The sequence below is a fragment of the Streptomyces tremellae genome, from assembly GCF_039540215.1.
Taxonomy (GTDB): domain Bacteria; phylum Actinomycetota; class Actinomycetes; order Streptomycetales; family Streptomycetaceae; genus Streptomyces; species Streptomyces tremellae.
On the sequence record NZ_BAABEP010000009.1, the window covers coordinates 85,463 to 99,510 of the forward strand.

Consider the following 14,048-nt stretch of genomic DNA (forward strand, 5'->3'; position numbering starts at 1 on the left):
CGGTCAGCTTCCCGGCCGCCGCGAAGCAGTGTCAAGACAACGTCCGAATGTCCGGACATAGCGTTGACAGGGCTTCGCGCGGCGCAGTAGACAGGTCCCGGCCTCCGCGAGGAGAGCCCGCGAGGCAGGTCCGAGAGAGGCGGAGGGGCGGCACCCATGGACCCCGGACCGTACGACGTGATCACGATGGGCCGGATCGGCGTGGACCTGTACCCGCTGCGTACCTCGGTGCCCCTCCAGGACGTGGACAGCTTCGGCAGGTTCCTCGGCGGCTCCGCGGCCAACGTCGCCGTCGCGGGCGCCCGGCTCGGGCTGCGCACGGCCGTCGTGACCCGCACGGGAGCGGACCCGTTCGGCGCCTACCTCCACCGTCAGCTGCGGGAGTTCGGCGTCGACGACCGCTGGGTGAGCCCGGTGGCCCAGTACCCGACGCCGATCACCTTCTGCGAGGTCTTCCCGCCCGACGACTTCCCGCTCTACTTCTACCGCCGCCCCAAGGCCCCCGACCTGGAGATCCATCCGCACGAGCTCGACCTCGACGCCATCGGCGCCGCCCGCGTCTTCTGGATGACCGGCACCGGGCTGTGCGCGGAGCCGAGCCGCACCGCCACGCTCGCGGCGCTCGACCACCGAGCCCGGCGCGGCACCACGGTCTTCGACCTCGACTGGCGGCCGATGTTCTGGGACGAGGACCCGCGCGAGGTGTACGCGGCGGCCCTCGCAGGGGCCACGGTCGCGGTGGGCAACCTCGACGAGTGCGAGGCCGCGGTCGGCGAGCGCGAGCCGCACGCGGCGGCCCGCGCGCTGCTCGCCGCGGGGCCCGAGCTCGCCGTCGTCAAACAGGGCCCGGCCGGCGTGCTCGCCGTCCACCGCGACGGCACGTCGGCGCGGGTGCCGCCGGTCCCCGTCGAGGTCGTCAACGGCCTCGGCGCGGGCGACGCGTTCGGCGGCGCGCTCTGCCGCGGCCTCCTCGCGGGCTGGCCCCTCGAACGCGCCATGCGGTACGCCAACGCGGCGGGCGCGATCGTCGCCTCCCGGCTCGCCTGCTCCTCCGCGATGCCGTACGCGGAGGAGGTCGACCAGGTCGCGGCCGGCGGCCCGGTGCCGCCCGAGCGCGACGCGCCGCCCGTCGAGGCGGCCGGAACCGCCGCGCCGCACGGCCGGGGGAACGGACGGTGAGCGCCAGGGAGCGGGCCGTCCCCGGTCCCGGGACCGCGGAGCCCGCCGCGGCGGCGGCCCCTGCAAGGCCCCCCGCCGTGCCGAGGACCGCGCAGGGCCGGATCGACGTCGGGGCGCTCGCCAGGCTGCGGGCGCGGCGGCCAGGGGCCGTCGCCGAGGCGGCGGCGCTGCGGGCGCGCAGGCCGCTGCTCGGCCCCACAGGACGGCTGATGATCATCGCGGCCGACCACCCGGCCCGCGGCGCGCTCGGCGTCGGCGGCGACCCGCTCGCCATGGCGGACCGCGCCGACCTGCTCGGCCGGCTCTGCCTCGCGCTGTCGAGGCCGGGCGTGGACGGCGTGCTCGGCACCGCCGACGTCCTGGAGGACCTGCTGCTCCTCGGCGCCCTTGAGGACCGGGTCGTCGTCGGCTCCATGAACAGGGGCGGCCTCGCGGGCGCCGCCTTCGAACTGGACGACCGCTTCACCGGGTACCGCGCCGAGGACGTGGCGGCCGCCGGGTTCGACGCGGGCAAGCTGCTGCTGCGCGTCGACTACGACGACCCCGGCAGCGGCTCGGTCGCCACGCTGCTGTCGGCCGCGCGCGCCGTGGACGCGATGGCCGCCCACGGGCTGCCGGTCTTCGTGGAGCCCTTCCTGTGCCGCAGGGGCCCCGACGGACGGCTGCGCACCGACCTGAGCGCCGCCGCGGTCACCCGCTCCATCGCCGTGGCCTCCGGGCTGGCCGGGACCTCCGCGTACACCTGGCTCAAGGTGCCGGTCACCGAAGAACCGGCGGACATGGCCCGCGTCATGGCGGCGTCCACGCTCCCCGCCGTCCTGCTCGGCGGCGAGATCGGGGACGACCAGGAGGGTACGTACGAGAAGTGGCGCAGCGCGCTGCGGCTGCCGACCGTGCAGGGGCTCGTCGCCGGCAGGTCGCTGCTGTACCCGGCGGACGGTGACGTGGTGAAGGCGGTCGACACGGCCGTGGGGCTGCTCTGAACGGCGGGGCGGGCCGCGCGGCGCACGGCGGGGCGCGGGCCCGCACGGCGGAGGCGGCCGGGCGGGGGAAGGAGTAGACGCATGACTGCACCAGCGGGGCGGCCGGGCGGCGCGGAGCACCACGTGCGCGCGGGCGAGGCCGCCGCGGGGCCCTACGCGCTCGACATCGTGCCCGAGCGCGCCGGATGGACGTACTGCTCGCTGCGCGTGCTCGACCTGCCGCCCGGCGGCAGCCACACCTTCGCCACCGGCGGCAGCGAGTGGATCGTGCTGCCGCTCACCGGCGGCTGTACGGTGCGCACGGAGGGTGAGACCTTCGCACTGCGCGGCCGTGACAGCGTCTTCCGCGCGGTCAGCGACTTCGCGTACCTCCCGCGCGACGGCAGCGCCCAGATCGCCTCCGGTGCGGGGGGCCGGTTCGCCTTGGCAGGGGCGAAGTGCGAGCGACGACTCCCCGCTCGCTACGGCCCCGCGCCGGAGGTCCCCGTGGAGCTGCGCGGCGCGGGCGGCTGCTCGCGCCAGGTCAACAACTTCGCCGCCGCGGACGTCTTCCCGTGCGACCGGCTCATCGCGGTGGAGGTGCTGACACCCGGCGGCAACTGGTCGTCCTACCCGCCGCACAAGCACGACGAGCACCGCCCGGGCGCCGAGTCCGTGCTGGAGGAGATCTACTACTTCGAGATCGACGGCCGCGAGGGCGCGGAAGACGGCGGGGGCTCCGATGCGGGGGGTGCGGCGGACGACGGCGTCGGATACCACCGCGTCTCGCCTTCCAGGGCGGGCGGCACCGACCTGCTCGTCGAGGTGCGCGGCGGCGACACGGTCCTCATCCCCGACGGCTGGCACGGCCCGTCCATCGCCGCGCCCGGCCGCGCCATGTACTACCTCAACGTCATGGCGGGACCGGGCGAGCGCGCGTGGCTGATCAGCGACCACCCGGGGTACGGCTGGATCAGGGACACCTGGCCGGGTCAGGCCGTCGACCCGCGGCTCCCGCTGTACACGGCGGACGCGCCCGCGCCGCGGCCCGGCACCGCACCCGCGGGCGGCCGGGGACTCGCCACCGGCACCGCACCCGCCGCCGGCCGCGGCACCGTCCGAGGGGACTCCCGATGAGCGGCTCCACGCCGACCGCAACCGCCACCCGCCGCCTGACCACTGCCCAGGCGCTGGTCGCCTTCCTGGCACGGCAGTACACCGTGCGGGACGGCGAGCGCCACCGGCTCATCGACGCCGTGTGGGGCATCTTCGGCCACGGCAACGTCGCGGGCGTCGGGCAGGCGCTGGTCGAGGCGGACGGCGCCCTGCGGTACGTGCAGGGGCGCAGCGAACAGGCCATGGTGCACGCCGCGGTGGGCTACGCCCGGCAGAGCGACCGCCTCTCCGCGCAGGCCGTGACGACGTCCATCGGCCCCGGCGCGACCAACCTCGTCACCGGCGCCGCCCTCGCCACCGTCAACCGGCTGCCGGTCCTGCTGCTGCCGGGCGACACCTTCGCCACCCGCCCCGCGGACCCGGTGCTCCAGCAGCTGGAGGCGCGCGCCGCGGGCGACGTGTCCGTCAACGACGCCCTGCGGCCCGTCTCCGCCTACTTCGACCGGATCGCCCGGCCCGAGGCGCTGGTGCCCGCCGCGCTCGCCGCGATGCGGGTCCTCACCGACCCGGCGGAGACCGGCGCGGTCACCCTCGCGCTGCCGCAGGACGTCCAGGCGGAGGCGTACGACTGGCCCGAGGAGTTCTTCGCCGAGCGCGTGTGGCGGGTCCGCCGCCAGGCGCCCGACCCGGACGAACTCGCCGACGCCGTACGGCTCGTACGGGAAGCCGCGCGCCCGCTGCTGGTGGCGGGCGGCGGGGTGCACCACAGCCGCGCGGAGGAGGCGCTCGACGCGTTCGCGGGGGCGACCGGCATCCCCGTCGCGTCGACCCAGGCGGGCAAGGGCTCACTGTTGTACGACCACCCCTGCGACGTGGGGGCCGTCGGGCACACCGGCACGGCGACCGCGAACGCCCTGGCCCGCGAGGCCGACCTGGTGATCGGCGTCGGCACCCGCTGGTCGGACTTCTCCACCGCTTCCTCGACCCTCTTCGCCCGCCCCGGCGTCCGCTTCCTCAACCTCAACGTCACCGGCTTCGACGCGCACAAGCTCGCCGCGCACCCCCTCGTCGCCGACGCGCGCACCGCGCTCGAAGCGCTCGCCGCGGAGCTCGCCGGCCACCGCGTCGACCCGGTGTACGCGGCCGGCTACCGCGCGGCCAAGGAGCGCTGGGAGGAGCGCGTCACCGCCGCGTTCGCCGCGCCCGACGACTCGGCGAGCCCCACCCAGGGGCAGGTGGTCGGCGCCCTCGACGCGCTGGTGACCGCGGACGACATCGTCATCAACGCGGCCGGCTCCCTCCCCGGCGACCTGCACAAGCTGTGGCGGGCCAGGTCCCGCGACCAGTACCACGTGGAGTACGGCTACTCCTGCATGGGCTACGAGATCCCGGCCGCGATCGGCGTGCTGACGGCCGCGCCGGGCCGCCCGGTCTGGGCGCTCGTCGGCGACGGCACGTACCTGATGAACCCCACCGAGATCGTCACCGCGGTACAGGAGCGGCTGCCCTTCAAGCTGGTCATCCTCCAGAACCACGGCTACGCCTCCATCGGCGGCCTCTCCGCTTCGGTCGGTGCCGAGGGCTACGGCACCGCGTACCGCTTCCGCGACGACACGGGCGCGTACACCGGCGAGCCGCTGCCGGCCGACCTCGCGGCCAACGCCGCGGCCCTCGGCATGCGGGTGCTGCGCGCGAAGACCGTCGGCGACCTGCGGGAGGCGCTGGCCGCCGCGCGCGCGGCCGACGCCCCCACATGTGTCTACGTGGAGACCGAAACGCCCGACACAGTGTCCGCGGTGCCGCCGGCCCAGGCGTGGTGGGATGTGCCCGTGGCCGAGACGGCGTCCCGCCCGGCAGCCGTCCGGGCCCGCGAGGCGTACGACAGGGAGCGGGCCGCGCGCCGCCGCCACCTGTGAAGGGCGCGGGTGCCCCGGGCCACGGGACGCGACCAGAACTGCGAAGGAGATCCCGCCGATGAAGACCGTGAACCACTGGATCGGCGGCGCGTCCGCCGAGGGCGCGTCCGGCCGGTACGGCGATGTGACCGACCCGGCGACCGGCGAGGTCACCACCCGGGTCGCGTTCGCCTCGGCGGCCGAGGTGGACGCCGCGGTCGCCGCGGCCCGCGCCGCCTACACCACCTGGGCCACGTCCTCGCTCGCGCAGCGCACGGCGGTCCTCTTCCGGTACCGCGCCCTGCTCGACGCGCACCGCGACGAGATCGCGGCGCTGATCACCGCCGAGCACGGCAAGGTCCACTCCGACGCGCTCGGCGAGGTCGCGCGCGGCCTGGAGATCGTGGAGCTCGCGTGCGGCATCACCACGGCGCTCAAGGGCGAGCTGTCGACGCAGGTCGCGAGCCGGGTGGACGTGGCGTCGATCAGGCAGCCGCTCGGGGTGGTCGCCGGCATCACGCCGTTCAACTTCCCCGCGATGGTGCCGATGTGGATGTTCCCTGTGGCGATCGCGTGCGGCAACACCTTCGTACTGAAGCCGAGCGAGAGGGACCCCTCCGCCTCCGTGCTGCTGGCGCGGCTCGCCCAGGAGGCCGGCCTGCCCGACGGCGTGCTGAACGTCCTGCACGGCGACCGGGAGGCGGTCGAAGGGCTGCTCGACCACCCGGGCGTGGCGGCCGTGTCGTTCGTCGGCTCCACCCCGATCGCCCGCCGCATCCACGCCAGGGCGACCGCGGCGGGCAAGCGGGTGCAGGCGCTCGGCGGCGCCAAGAACCACATGCTGGTCCTGCCCGACGCGGACCTCGATGCGGCGGCGGACGCCGCGGTCTCGGCGGCTTACGGCTCCGCGGGAGAGCGCTGCATGGCCATCTCCGCTGTGGTGGCGGTCGGCTCCGCGGGCGACCCGCTCGTCGAGCGGATCGTGGAGCGCGCCCGGAAGATCACCATCGGGCCCGGCAGCGACCCCGCGTCCGAGATGGGCCCGCTGATCACCGCTGCCCACCGCGACAAGGTCGCGGGCTATGTGCGCGGCGCGGCGGCCCAGGGTGCCGAAGTGGTCCTGGACGGCACGGACTTCACCGTCGAGGGCTACGAGAACGGCCACTGGATCGGCCTGTCCCTGCTGGACCACGTCCCCACCGGCTCCGACGCGTACCGCGACGAGATCTTCGGCCCGGTGCTGTGCGTGCTGCGCGCGGACACCTACGAGGAGGCCGTCGAGCTGATCAACGCCTCGCCGTACGGCAACGGCACGGCGATCTTCACCCGCGACGGCGGCGCCGCCCGCCGCTTCCAACTGGAGGTGGAGGCGGGCATGGTCGGCGTGAACGTGCCGATCCCGGTGCCGGTCGGCTACCACTCGTTCGGCGGCTGGAAGGACTCCCTCTTCGGCGACCACCACGTCTACGGCAACGACGGCGTGCACTTCTACACCCGCGGCAAGGTCGTCACCACCCGCTGGCCCGATCCGGCCGACGCGCCGTCAGGAGTCGACCTGGGCTTCCCGAGCGAACGCCACTGACGCGCGTCGGGGCGCGGGGGCGTCGCGTCTAGGGTTGCGGCATGGAGATCCGGAGGGGCCGGCGGGGGTGGGTGCTTGTGATGCTTGCCCTGCTCGTCGTGGTCGTGGGGGCGGGGACGTGGACCGCGGTGGCGGCGGGCGGCGGCGGGGAGGCCGCCGTGCGGCGTACGGACCGGGTCATGGAGATGCCCGGGGCGCGGATCGACACGTCCTTCTTCGTCGCGGGCGAGGACGCGGGCCGGCGGCCCGCCGTGCTGCTCGCGCACGGGTTCGGCGGCAGCAAGGACGACGTGCGGGCGCAGGCCGAGGGCCTCGCCCGCGACGGATACGCGGTGCTGACGTGGTCGTCGCGCGGCTTCGGCAGGTCGACGGGGAGGATCGGGCTCAACGACCCCGCGTACGAGGTGAAGGACGTCTCCCGGCTGATCGACTGGCTCGCCAGGCAGCCGCAGGTGCGGCTCGACGGGCCGGGGGACCCGCGGGTCGGTGTGACGGGCGCGTCGTACGGCGGCGCGGTCTCGCTGCTCGCGGCGGGGCACGACAGGCGGGTCGACGCGATCGCGCCGGAGATCACGTACTGGAACCTCGCGGACGCGCTGATGCCGGGCGGCGTCTTCAAGAAGCTGTGGGCCGGGATCTTCTTCTCCTCGGGCGGCGGTTGCGCGCGCTTCGAGGCGGACCTGTGCGCGCTGTACGACCGGGTCGCCGTCTCCGGCACGCCCACGGCCGCGGACCGCGCGCTGCTGGAGCGGCGCAGCCCCTCGGCCGTCGCGGACCGCATCGACGTGCCCGCCCTGATCGTGCAGGGCCAGACGGACTCGCTGTTCCCGCTCGGCCAGGCCGATGCGATGGCGCAGGCGCTGCGCCGCAACGGGGCGCCGGTCGCGGTGGACTGGAGCGCGGGCGGGCACGACGGCGGCGACCAGGAGACGGACCGCACCCAGGCCCGCGTCGCCTCCTGGTTCGACCGCTACCTGAAGCAGGACAAGGGCGCGGACGTCGGCCCCGCGTTCCGGGTCAGCAGGACCGGCGGGATCGACTCGACGGACGGCGCCGCGCAGCTGCGGGCCGCCACGGCCGACCGCTATCCGGGCCTCGGCGGCGACCCGGTGCGGGTGCCGCTCGCGGGCGGGCCGCAGACGTTCGCCAACCCGGCGGGCGGCAGCCCGCCGTCCATCTCCGCGGTGCCGGGCCTCGGCGGCGGTCTCGGCGCGTTCGCCACGGGTGCCTCCGGGGGCGGTCCCGGCGGCGGGGAGGGCTCGGACGGCGAAGGTCCCGGGGGCGGTTCGGGTTCCGGGGCCGGTTCTGGCGGCGGGGACGAGTCCGGCGCCGGGGACGGGTCCGGCGGAGGTGGCGGCACGGGCGCGGCGAGCGGGCCGGCGGCTGCCGGGCTCGGCTTCTCGTTCGACTTCCCCGGCCAGTACGCCCAGTTCGTCTCCGCCCCGCTCGGGCACGCGCTGCGGATCACCGGTGCGCCGAGCGTGCGGCTGCGCGTCGCGTCGAGCACGGGCCGCGCCGTCCTCTTCGGCAAGGTCTACGACGTCGCGCCGGGCGGCGGGCAGCAGGTGCTGCCCTCGCAACTCGTCGCGCCCGTACGGGTGGACGGTGCGCGCGGGGGCAAGACGGTCGATGTGGCGCTGCCCGCGGTGGACCACCAGATCGCCGCGGGGCACCGGCTGCGCGTCGTGTTCGCCGCCACCGACCTCGGCTACGCCTCGCCCGCCGAGCCCGCCGCGTACCGGGTGTCGCTCGCCGGCGGAGGCATCACGGTCCCCACGGACCCCGCGCTCACCGCCGCCGCTGCCCCGCTGCCCTGGTGGGTGTGGGGCCTGCCGCTCGCGGGCCTCGCCGCCGCCGCTGCCCTGCTGCTCACCGGGCGGCGCCGGAGCGCCGCGCCGCCGCCGCTGCCCGAACTCGCCGACGTACCGCTGCGGATCACCGGCCTGACGAAGCGCTACGCGCGCTCCGCCGACCGGTACGCCGTGCGCGACCTTTCGTTCCGGGCCGAGAAGGGGCACGTGCTCGGTCTGCTCGGGCCCAACGGCGCGGGCAAGACCACCACACTGCGCATGCTGATGGGCCTCATCACGCCCGACGCGGGCGAGATCCGGGTCTTCGGCCACGCGGTGCGGCCCGGTGCGCCGGTGCTCTCCCGGGTCGGCGCGTTCGTGGAGGGCGCGGGCTTCCTGCCGCACCTGACGGGCCGGGCCAACCTGGAGCTGTACTGGCGCGCCACCGGCCGCCCCGCCGAGGACGCGCACCTCGACGAGGCGCTGGAGATCGCGGGCCTCGGGGACGCGCTCTCCCGCGCCGTGCGCACGTACTCCCAGGGCATGCGGCAGCGCCTCGCGATCGCGCAGGCCATGCTCGGCCTGCCCGAGCTGCTGATCCTGGACGAGCCGACCAACGGCCTCGACCCGCCGCAGATCCGTGCGATGCGCGACGTGATGACCAGGTACGCGGCGGGCGGGCGCACCGTCATCGTCTCAAGCCACCTGCTCTCCGAGGTGGAGCAGACCTGCACGCACCTGGTGGTGATGCACCGCGGGCGGCTCGTGCAGGCGGGCCCCGTCACGGAGATCACCGGCTCGGGGGACACGCTGCTGGTCGGCGTCGCGGGCGAGGTGCCCGCTTCGGCCGTCGAGCACGTAGCCGCCCTGGCCGGGGTCGCGTCCGCCGTGCGCGCGGACGGCGGCCTGCTCGTACGGCTCGACGGCGCGACGACGAACGCGCTCCTCGCCGAGGTGCTCGGGCTCGGCCTGCCGCTGACGGGCGTCGGGCCCCACCGGCGCCTTGAGGACGCGTTCCTCACCCTCATCTCCGCGGGCGCAGCCGAGTCCACCGCCTCGGGGCCCGGGCCCGTCGTCGAAGGAGGTTCCGCGTGAGCGCGCAGAGCGAGTCCGCCCCCGGGTACCTGGCCCGCCGCACGCTGCCCGTCGCGGTGGAGTCCGTACGGCAGTTGAGGCGCCGCAGGACGCTCGTGACGGGCCTGGTGCTGGGGCTGCTGCCGTTCGTGCTCGTCGCGGCGTTCGCGATCGGCGGTACGCCAGGGGCGGGCGGCCGGGTCACGCTGATGGACACGGCCACCAGGTCGGGCGCCAACTTCGCGGCGACCGCGCTGTTCGTGTCGGCGGGCTTCCTGCTGGTCGTGCCGGTCGCGCTGTTCTGCGGTGACACCGTCGCCTCGGAGGCCGGCTGGTCCTCGCTGCGGTATCTGCTCGCCGCGCCGGTGCCCCGCGCGCGGCTGCTCGCCGTCAAACTCGCCGTGGGCCTGTGGATGAGCGCGGCGGCGATCGTGCTGCTGCCGCTCGTCGCCCTCGCGGTCGGCACCGCGGCGTACGGCTGGGGCCCGCTGGAACTGCCCACCGGCGGTTCGCTGCCGCCGGGCGTCGCGCTGCCCAGGCTCGCGCTGGTCACCGCGTATGTACTGGTGTCCCAACTGGTCACGGCCGGCCTCGCGTTCGTGCTCTCCACCCGGACCGACGCGCCGCTCGGCGCGGTCGGCGGCGCGGTCGGCCTGACCATCATCGGCAATGTGCTCGACGCCGTCACGGCCCTCGGCGACTGGCGCGACGTCCTGCCCGCGCACTGGCAGTTCGCGTGGATCGACGCGCTCCAGCCCCAGTTGGAGTGGTCCGGCATGCTGAAGGGCGCCGCCGTCTCCGTGGCGTACGCGCTGGTGCTGTTCGCGCTGGCGTTCCGCGGTTTCGCCCGCAAGGACATCGTGTCCTGACCCGCAGGGGGTGAGGGGGCGCGCCCCGGCCCGGCGCCGCCCCTCACGCGGACGCGCGGTTGCCGCCCCTCACGCGGACGCGCGGTTCAGGTGGCGCAGCTGGATCTCGGCGAGCGCCCGGCGCTCGGCCTCCATGGTGGCGAGGCCCACCGCGGCACGGCGCGCGTCGACTCCGTCCGGGTCGGCGACCGGGAAGGGCCGCCCGAGCGGCGAGTAGCGGGTGCCGTACGGCTGGGGCCTGCCCAGCTCGACCGCGCAGTGGTCGGTGGCGTACGCGGCGTGGATCGGCGGGCACTCGCCGCGCTCGACCGCCGTCGTGATCAGGTCGCGGCACCGCAGCTGGAGCGGCAGGTCGTCGGCGTGCAGCAGGATCATCAGGGCCGCCGTGGACGCCTCGGTGCCCACCAGGCCGGCCGTGGGCCAGCCGTGCTCGTCGACGATCTCCCGCAGTGCCGCCGTGTTCGCCGCCCGGCAGCGGGCGAGCCGGCCGCGCGAGTGCGGCCCCGGCAGCCGCTGGGCCGCCGCGGTCAGTGCGCCGTCCTGGGCGACCCGGTCGACCAGCTCCTGCGCGAGGCCGTCGTGGTCGGGGGCGAGGGCGGGGACGTCGTGGTCGGGGGCGAGGCCCTCGCCGCCGACCGCCGCGGCGGGTTCGGCGAAGCGTCCTGAGCGGCCGGGGCGCTCGGTGTGTTCCGGGCGGTCGGTGTGTTCCGGGCGGTCGCGTTCATCAGGGCGTCCCGCGCGGTCGGGGTGATCAAGGTGTCCCGGGCGGTCACGCCCATCGGGGTGTCCCGGGCGGTCAGGCTGTTCGAGACGGTCGGGAAGGTCCGGACGGTCCCCCCGGCCGGGACCGGGCGCGGGTGCCCCGGCGCCGTCCCGTCCGTGTGTGCGCCGTGGGTGCGTCACCGGTCACCTCCGCCCTTCACGTCACGGACCCGGCCCGCGCCGGGTCCGTGAGACAGACGGTGGCCCAGACCGTGCGCCCCCGGCCCCCCGGTTCCGGCTCGGCGCCCCAGGCCCCGGCCACCTTGTCGACGAGGAACATGCCGTGGCCCGCGGGCATCCCGGCGGCGGGACCCGCGTCCCGCACCTCCACGCGCACGCCGCGCGCGTACACCCGGGCCGTGCAGCTCACCTCGGAACCCTCCGTGCGCAGCACCGCGTTGGTGACCAGCTCGGACACCACGAGCTCCGCCAGGTCGCACAGCTCGCGCGGTACGCCGCCCTCCGCCAGCTGCGCCCGCACCCGGCGCCGCGCGGCGCCGACCGACGCCGGTCTGCGCGGGTACGTGTGCGTGAGCGCACCCGGGCGGGCGTCCGTGCGCGCACCCGGGCGGGCGTCGGATAACGCGGCGGGCGAGGACAACTCCAGCGGCCGACTCGCGCGTTGCTGCTGTGCACTGTGTTCCCTGATACGCACCACGCGCTCACTATGCGCGCTGACTCGGTCACGCCGCAACCGACTGTCTGATAATTTCAGAATGCTTGTCGGCTCTCTGGATTGCTCACGGAGCACCTGTCAGACTCGGACGGGTGAGGTGGTGTCAGGTGGTGACGGCGTGGTGAGCGATGTCCGGACGGTCCCGGCCGTCTCCGGCTCCACGGGGAGCGGCAGTTCGCCGACCGTCCTGCGGATCGTCCTGGGCAAGCGCCTGCTGGCGCTGCGGGAGGGCGCGGGCGTGTCCCGCGAGGCCGCGGCGGCCGTGCTCGACGTGACTCCGCTGACCATCCGGCGGATGGAGAACTCCGAGGTCGGCTTCAAACTCCCGTACGTACGGCTGCTCCTCGACGCGTACGGGGTGCGCGGCAGCGACGCCGAGCAGTTCATGGAGCTGGTGAAGGCGGCCAACAGGCCCGGCTGGTGGCACCGCTACCGGGACGCCGTGCCCGGCTGGTTCAGCGCGTACGTGAGCCTTGAGGACGAGGCCAGTCTGATCAGGACGTACGAACCGCACTACGTGCCAGGGCTGTTGCAGACGGAGGAGTACGCCCGCGGGGTGCTCGGCGCCGGCGTGCACCGCAGCCCCGAGGAGCTCGACCGGCGGGTCGCGCTGCGGGTCAAGCGGCAGCAGCTGCTGACGAAGGCCGGCGCGCCGATGCTGTGGATCCTGCTGGAGGAGTCCGTGCTGCGGCGCCCGGTCGGCGATTCGCCCGAGGTGATGCGGGACCAGGTCGACCGCCTGCTCGACGCCATGGCCCTGCCGAACGTGACGCTCCAGCTGATGCCGTTCTCCGTCGGGCCGCACCTGGGCGCGTTCGGCCCCTTCCACCTCTTCCGCTTCGACGTGACGGAACTCCCCGACGTCGTCTACACCGAGAACCTGACCGGCGCGGTCTACCTGGACCGGCGCCCCGACAGCGCCGCCTACCTGGAAGTGCTCGACAACCTGTCGGCGCGGGCGGCCTCGGTCGCCGAGACGAGAGCCTTCCTCCAGACCCTACGCAAGGAGCTGTGATGCGCGAGATCTACAACGGCATGCCGTCTGACGGCCTGGGCGCCGACGGCTGGGAGAAGCCCTGGAGCGGCCCGAACGGCGGGAGTTGCGTCGAGACGAAGCAGCTCGACGACGGCCGGGTGGCGGTGCGTCAGTCCACGGACCCGGGCGGGCCCGCGCTGATTTGTTCCGACGACGCCATGGCGTGCTTCGTCGAAGGCGCGAAGAATGGCCTTGCCGACTTCCTGCTGTAGGCGCACCACCGGGCATCACCAGAAACGGACGGACCAGATGACCGACCTCGACCAGGCGTCGCTCGACGACATCGACACCAGCAAGCCGCACCCGGCGCGGATGTACGACTTCTACCTCCAGGGCAAGGACTACTACGAGGCGGACGAGATCGCCGGGAACAAGGTTCTCGACGTCTTTCCGACCATCAAGATCACTGCCCGGGTGAACAGGTCGTTCATGCACCGCGCCACGCGTTTCCTGGCGGGCGAGGCGGGCATCAGGCAGTTCCTCGACATCGGTACGGGCATCCCGACCCGCCCCAACCTGCACCAGGTGGCGCAGGAGGTCGCGCCCGAGTCCCGGGTCGTGTACGCGGACTACGACCCGGTGGTGCTGCGGCACGCCGAGGCGCTGATGCGCAGCACGCCCGAGGGCCGCACGGCGTACATCCAGGCGGACGTGCGCACCCCCGAGTCGATAGTCGAGGCGGCGGAGCTGCACGAGACGCTCGACCTGTCGCAGCCTGTGGGCCTCTCGCTCAACGCGCTGCTGCACTTCGTGCCGGACGAGAACAAGCCGTACGAGATCGTGCGCCACCTCCTCGACCAGCTGGCCTCCGGCAGCTATCTGGTGATCTCGCACTGCACCGACCACTTCGCCCCGGAGATGTGGGCCGAGGTGGTCGAGGTCTACCGCAAGGGCGGCATACCCGCGCAGCTGCGGTCGCTCGACGAGGTGACCCGCTTCTTCGACGGGCTCGACGTGGTGGAGCCCGGCGTGGTGACCCCGCACAACTGGCGCCCGGACGGCACGACCGTGCCCGGCACCTCGGACGCGGCCGTGTCGATGTACGCGGCGGTGGCCCGCAAGCCGTGACGCCGCACGGCGTCACGGACGGCGGTATCGGCACGGCCG

Annotated in this window: 12 protein-coding genes; 10 read left to right on the forward strand and 2 right to left on the reverse strand. The window is 74.9% G+C overall.

What is annotated here, in order from left to right; all coding sequences use genetic code 11:
* The first annotated feature begins 156 nt into the window (after positions 1 to 156).
* The 7 genes from iolC (at position 157) to ABEA77_RS09830 (ending at position 10,467) form a co-directional block, all read left to right on the forward strand.
* A complete protein-coding gene (gene iolC, locus ABEA77_RS09800) occupies positions 157 to 1,179 on the forward strand; it encodes a 5-dehydro-2-deoxygluconokinase (RefSeq protein ID WP_345644055.1) in 1,023 nt (340 codons plus the stop codon).
* 101 nt (positions 1,180 to 1,280) lie between these two features.
* A complete protein-coding gene (locus tag ABEA77_RS09805; protein ID WP_425588250.1) occupies positions 1,281 to 2,162 on the forward strand; it encodes a Cgl0159 family (beta/alpha)8-fold protein in 882 nt (293 codons plus the stop codon).
* A gap of 81 nt (positions 2,163 to 2,243) precedes the next feature.
* Positions 2,244 to 3,278, forward strand: a complete 1,035-nt coding sequence (gene iolB, locus ABEA77_RS09810; RefSeq protein WP_345644058.1) for a 5-deoxy-glucuronate isomerase — start codon at positions 2,244 to 2,246, stop codon at positions 3,276 to 3,278.
* On the forward strand, positions 3,275 to 5,173 hold the full coding sequence (gene iolD / locus ABEA77_RS09815; RefSeq protein WP_345644061.1) for a 3D-(3,5/4)-trihydroxycyclohexane-1,2-dione acylhydrolase (decyclizing): 1,899 nt from the start codon (positions 3,275 to 3,277) through the stop codon (positions 5,171 to 5,173). Before iolB ends, iolD begins: the two co-directional genes overlap by 4 nt.
* A 58-nt stretch (positions 5,174 to 5,231) precedes the next feature.
* Complete coding sequence (locus ABEA77_RS09820; RefSeq protein ID WP_345644062.1) at positions 5,232 to 6,734, forward strand: CoA-acylating methylmalonate-semialdehyde dehydrogenase; 1,503 nt, start codon at positions 5,232 to 5,234, stop codon at positions 6,732 to 6,734.
* 41 nt (positions 6,735 to 6,775) lie between these two features.
* A complete protein-coding gene (locus tag ABEA77_RS09825) occupies positions 6,776 to 9,619 on the forward strand; it encodes an alpha/beta fold hydrolase (protein ID WP_345644064.1) in 2,844 nt (947 codons plus the stop codon).
* Positions 9,616 to 10,467, forward strand: a complete 852-nt coding sequence (locus ABEA77_RS09830; RefSeq protein ID WP_345644067.1) for an ABC transporter permease — start codon at positions 9,616 to 9,618, stop codon at positions 10,465 to 10,467. The genes ABEA77_RS09825 and ABEA77_RS09830 overlap by 4 nt, the downstream gene beginning before the upstream one ends.
* Before the next feature lie 69 nt (positions 10,468 to 10,536).
* Here the strand turns inward: ABEA77_RS09830 and ABEA77_RS09835 are convergent, their stop codons facing one another.
* The gene (locus tag ABEA77_RS09835) at positions 10,537 to 11,370 is read right to left on the reverse strand and encodes a DUF6624 domain-containing protein (RefSeq protein ID WP_345644070.1); all 834 of its coding nucleotides are present in this window, start codon (positions 11,368 to 11,370) and stop codon (positions 10,537 to 10,539) included.
* 16 nt (positions 11,371 to 11,386) lie between these two features.
* Positions 11,387 to 11,980: an ATP-binding protein gene (locus tag ABEA77_RS09840; RefSeq protein ID WP_345644073.1), complete on the reverse strand. Its 594-nt coding sequence runs from the start codon at positions 11,978 to 11,980 to the stop codon at positions 11,387 to 11,389.
* 46 nt (positions 11,981 to 12,026) lie between these two features.
* Between ABEA77_RS09840 and ABEA77_RS09845 the strand changes: the two genes are divergently transcribed.
* From ABEA77_RS09845 to ABEA77_RS09855, 3 genes are read left to right on the forward strand one after another with little or no spacing between them, the layout of a single operon-like run.
* The gene (locus ABEA77_RS09845; protein ID WP_345644076.1) at positions 12,027 to 12,920 is read left to right on the forward strand and encodes a helix-turn-helix domain-containing protein; all 894 of its coding nucleotides are present in this window, start codon (positions 12,027 to 12,029) and stop codon (positions 12,918 to 12,920) included.
* Positions 12,920 to 13,153, forward strand: a complete 234-nt coding sequence (locus tag ABEA77_RS09850; protein WP_345644078.1) for a DUF397 domain-containing protein — start codon at positions 12,920 to 12,922, stop codon at positions 13,151 to 13,153. Before ABEA77_RS09845 ends, ABEA77_RS09850 begins: the two co-directional genes overlap by 1 nt.
* A gap of 37 nt (positions 13,154 to 13,190) precedes the next feature.
* Complete coding sequence (locus ABEA77_RS09855) at positions 13,191 to 14,009, forward strand: SAM-dependent methyltransferase (RefSeq protein ID WP_345644080.1); 819 nt, start codon at positions 13,191 to 13,193, stop codon at positions 14,007 to 14,009.
* Positions 14,010 to 14,048: the final 39 nt, after the last annotated feature.

Bases quoted from the DNA above. Each gene is read 5' to 3' on its own strand.
- iolC (WP_345644055.1), top strand. From the start codon at position 157: ATGGACCCCGGACCGTACGACGTGATCACGATGGGCCGGATCGGCGTG.
- iolB (WP_345644058.1), top strand. From the start codon at position 2,244: ATGACTGCACCAGCGGGGCGGCCGGGCGGCGCGGAGCACCACGTGCGC.
- iolD (WP_345644061.1), top strand. From the start codon at position 3,275: ATGAGCGGCTCCACGCCGACCGCAACCGCCACCCGCCGCCTGACCACT.
- ABEA77_RS09820 (WP_345644062.1), top strand. From the start codon at position 5,232: ATGAAGACCGTGAACCACTGGATCGGCGGCGCGTCCGCCGAGGGCGCG.
- ABEA77_RS09825 (WP_345644064.1), top strand. From the start codon at position 6,776: ATGGAGATCCGGAGGGGCCGGCGGGGGTGGGTGCTTGTGATGCTTGCC.
- ABEA77_RS09850 (WP_345644078.1), top strand. From the start codon at position 12,920: ATGCGCGAGATCTACAACGGCATGCCGTCTGACGGCCTGGGCGCCGAC.
- ABEA77_RS09855 (WP_345644080.1), top strand. From the start codon at position 13,191: ATGACCGACCTCGACCAGGCGTCGCTCGACGACATCGACACCAGCAAG.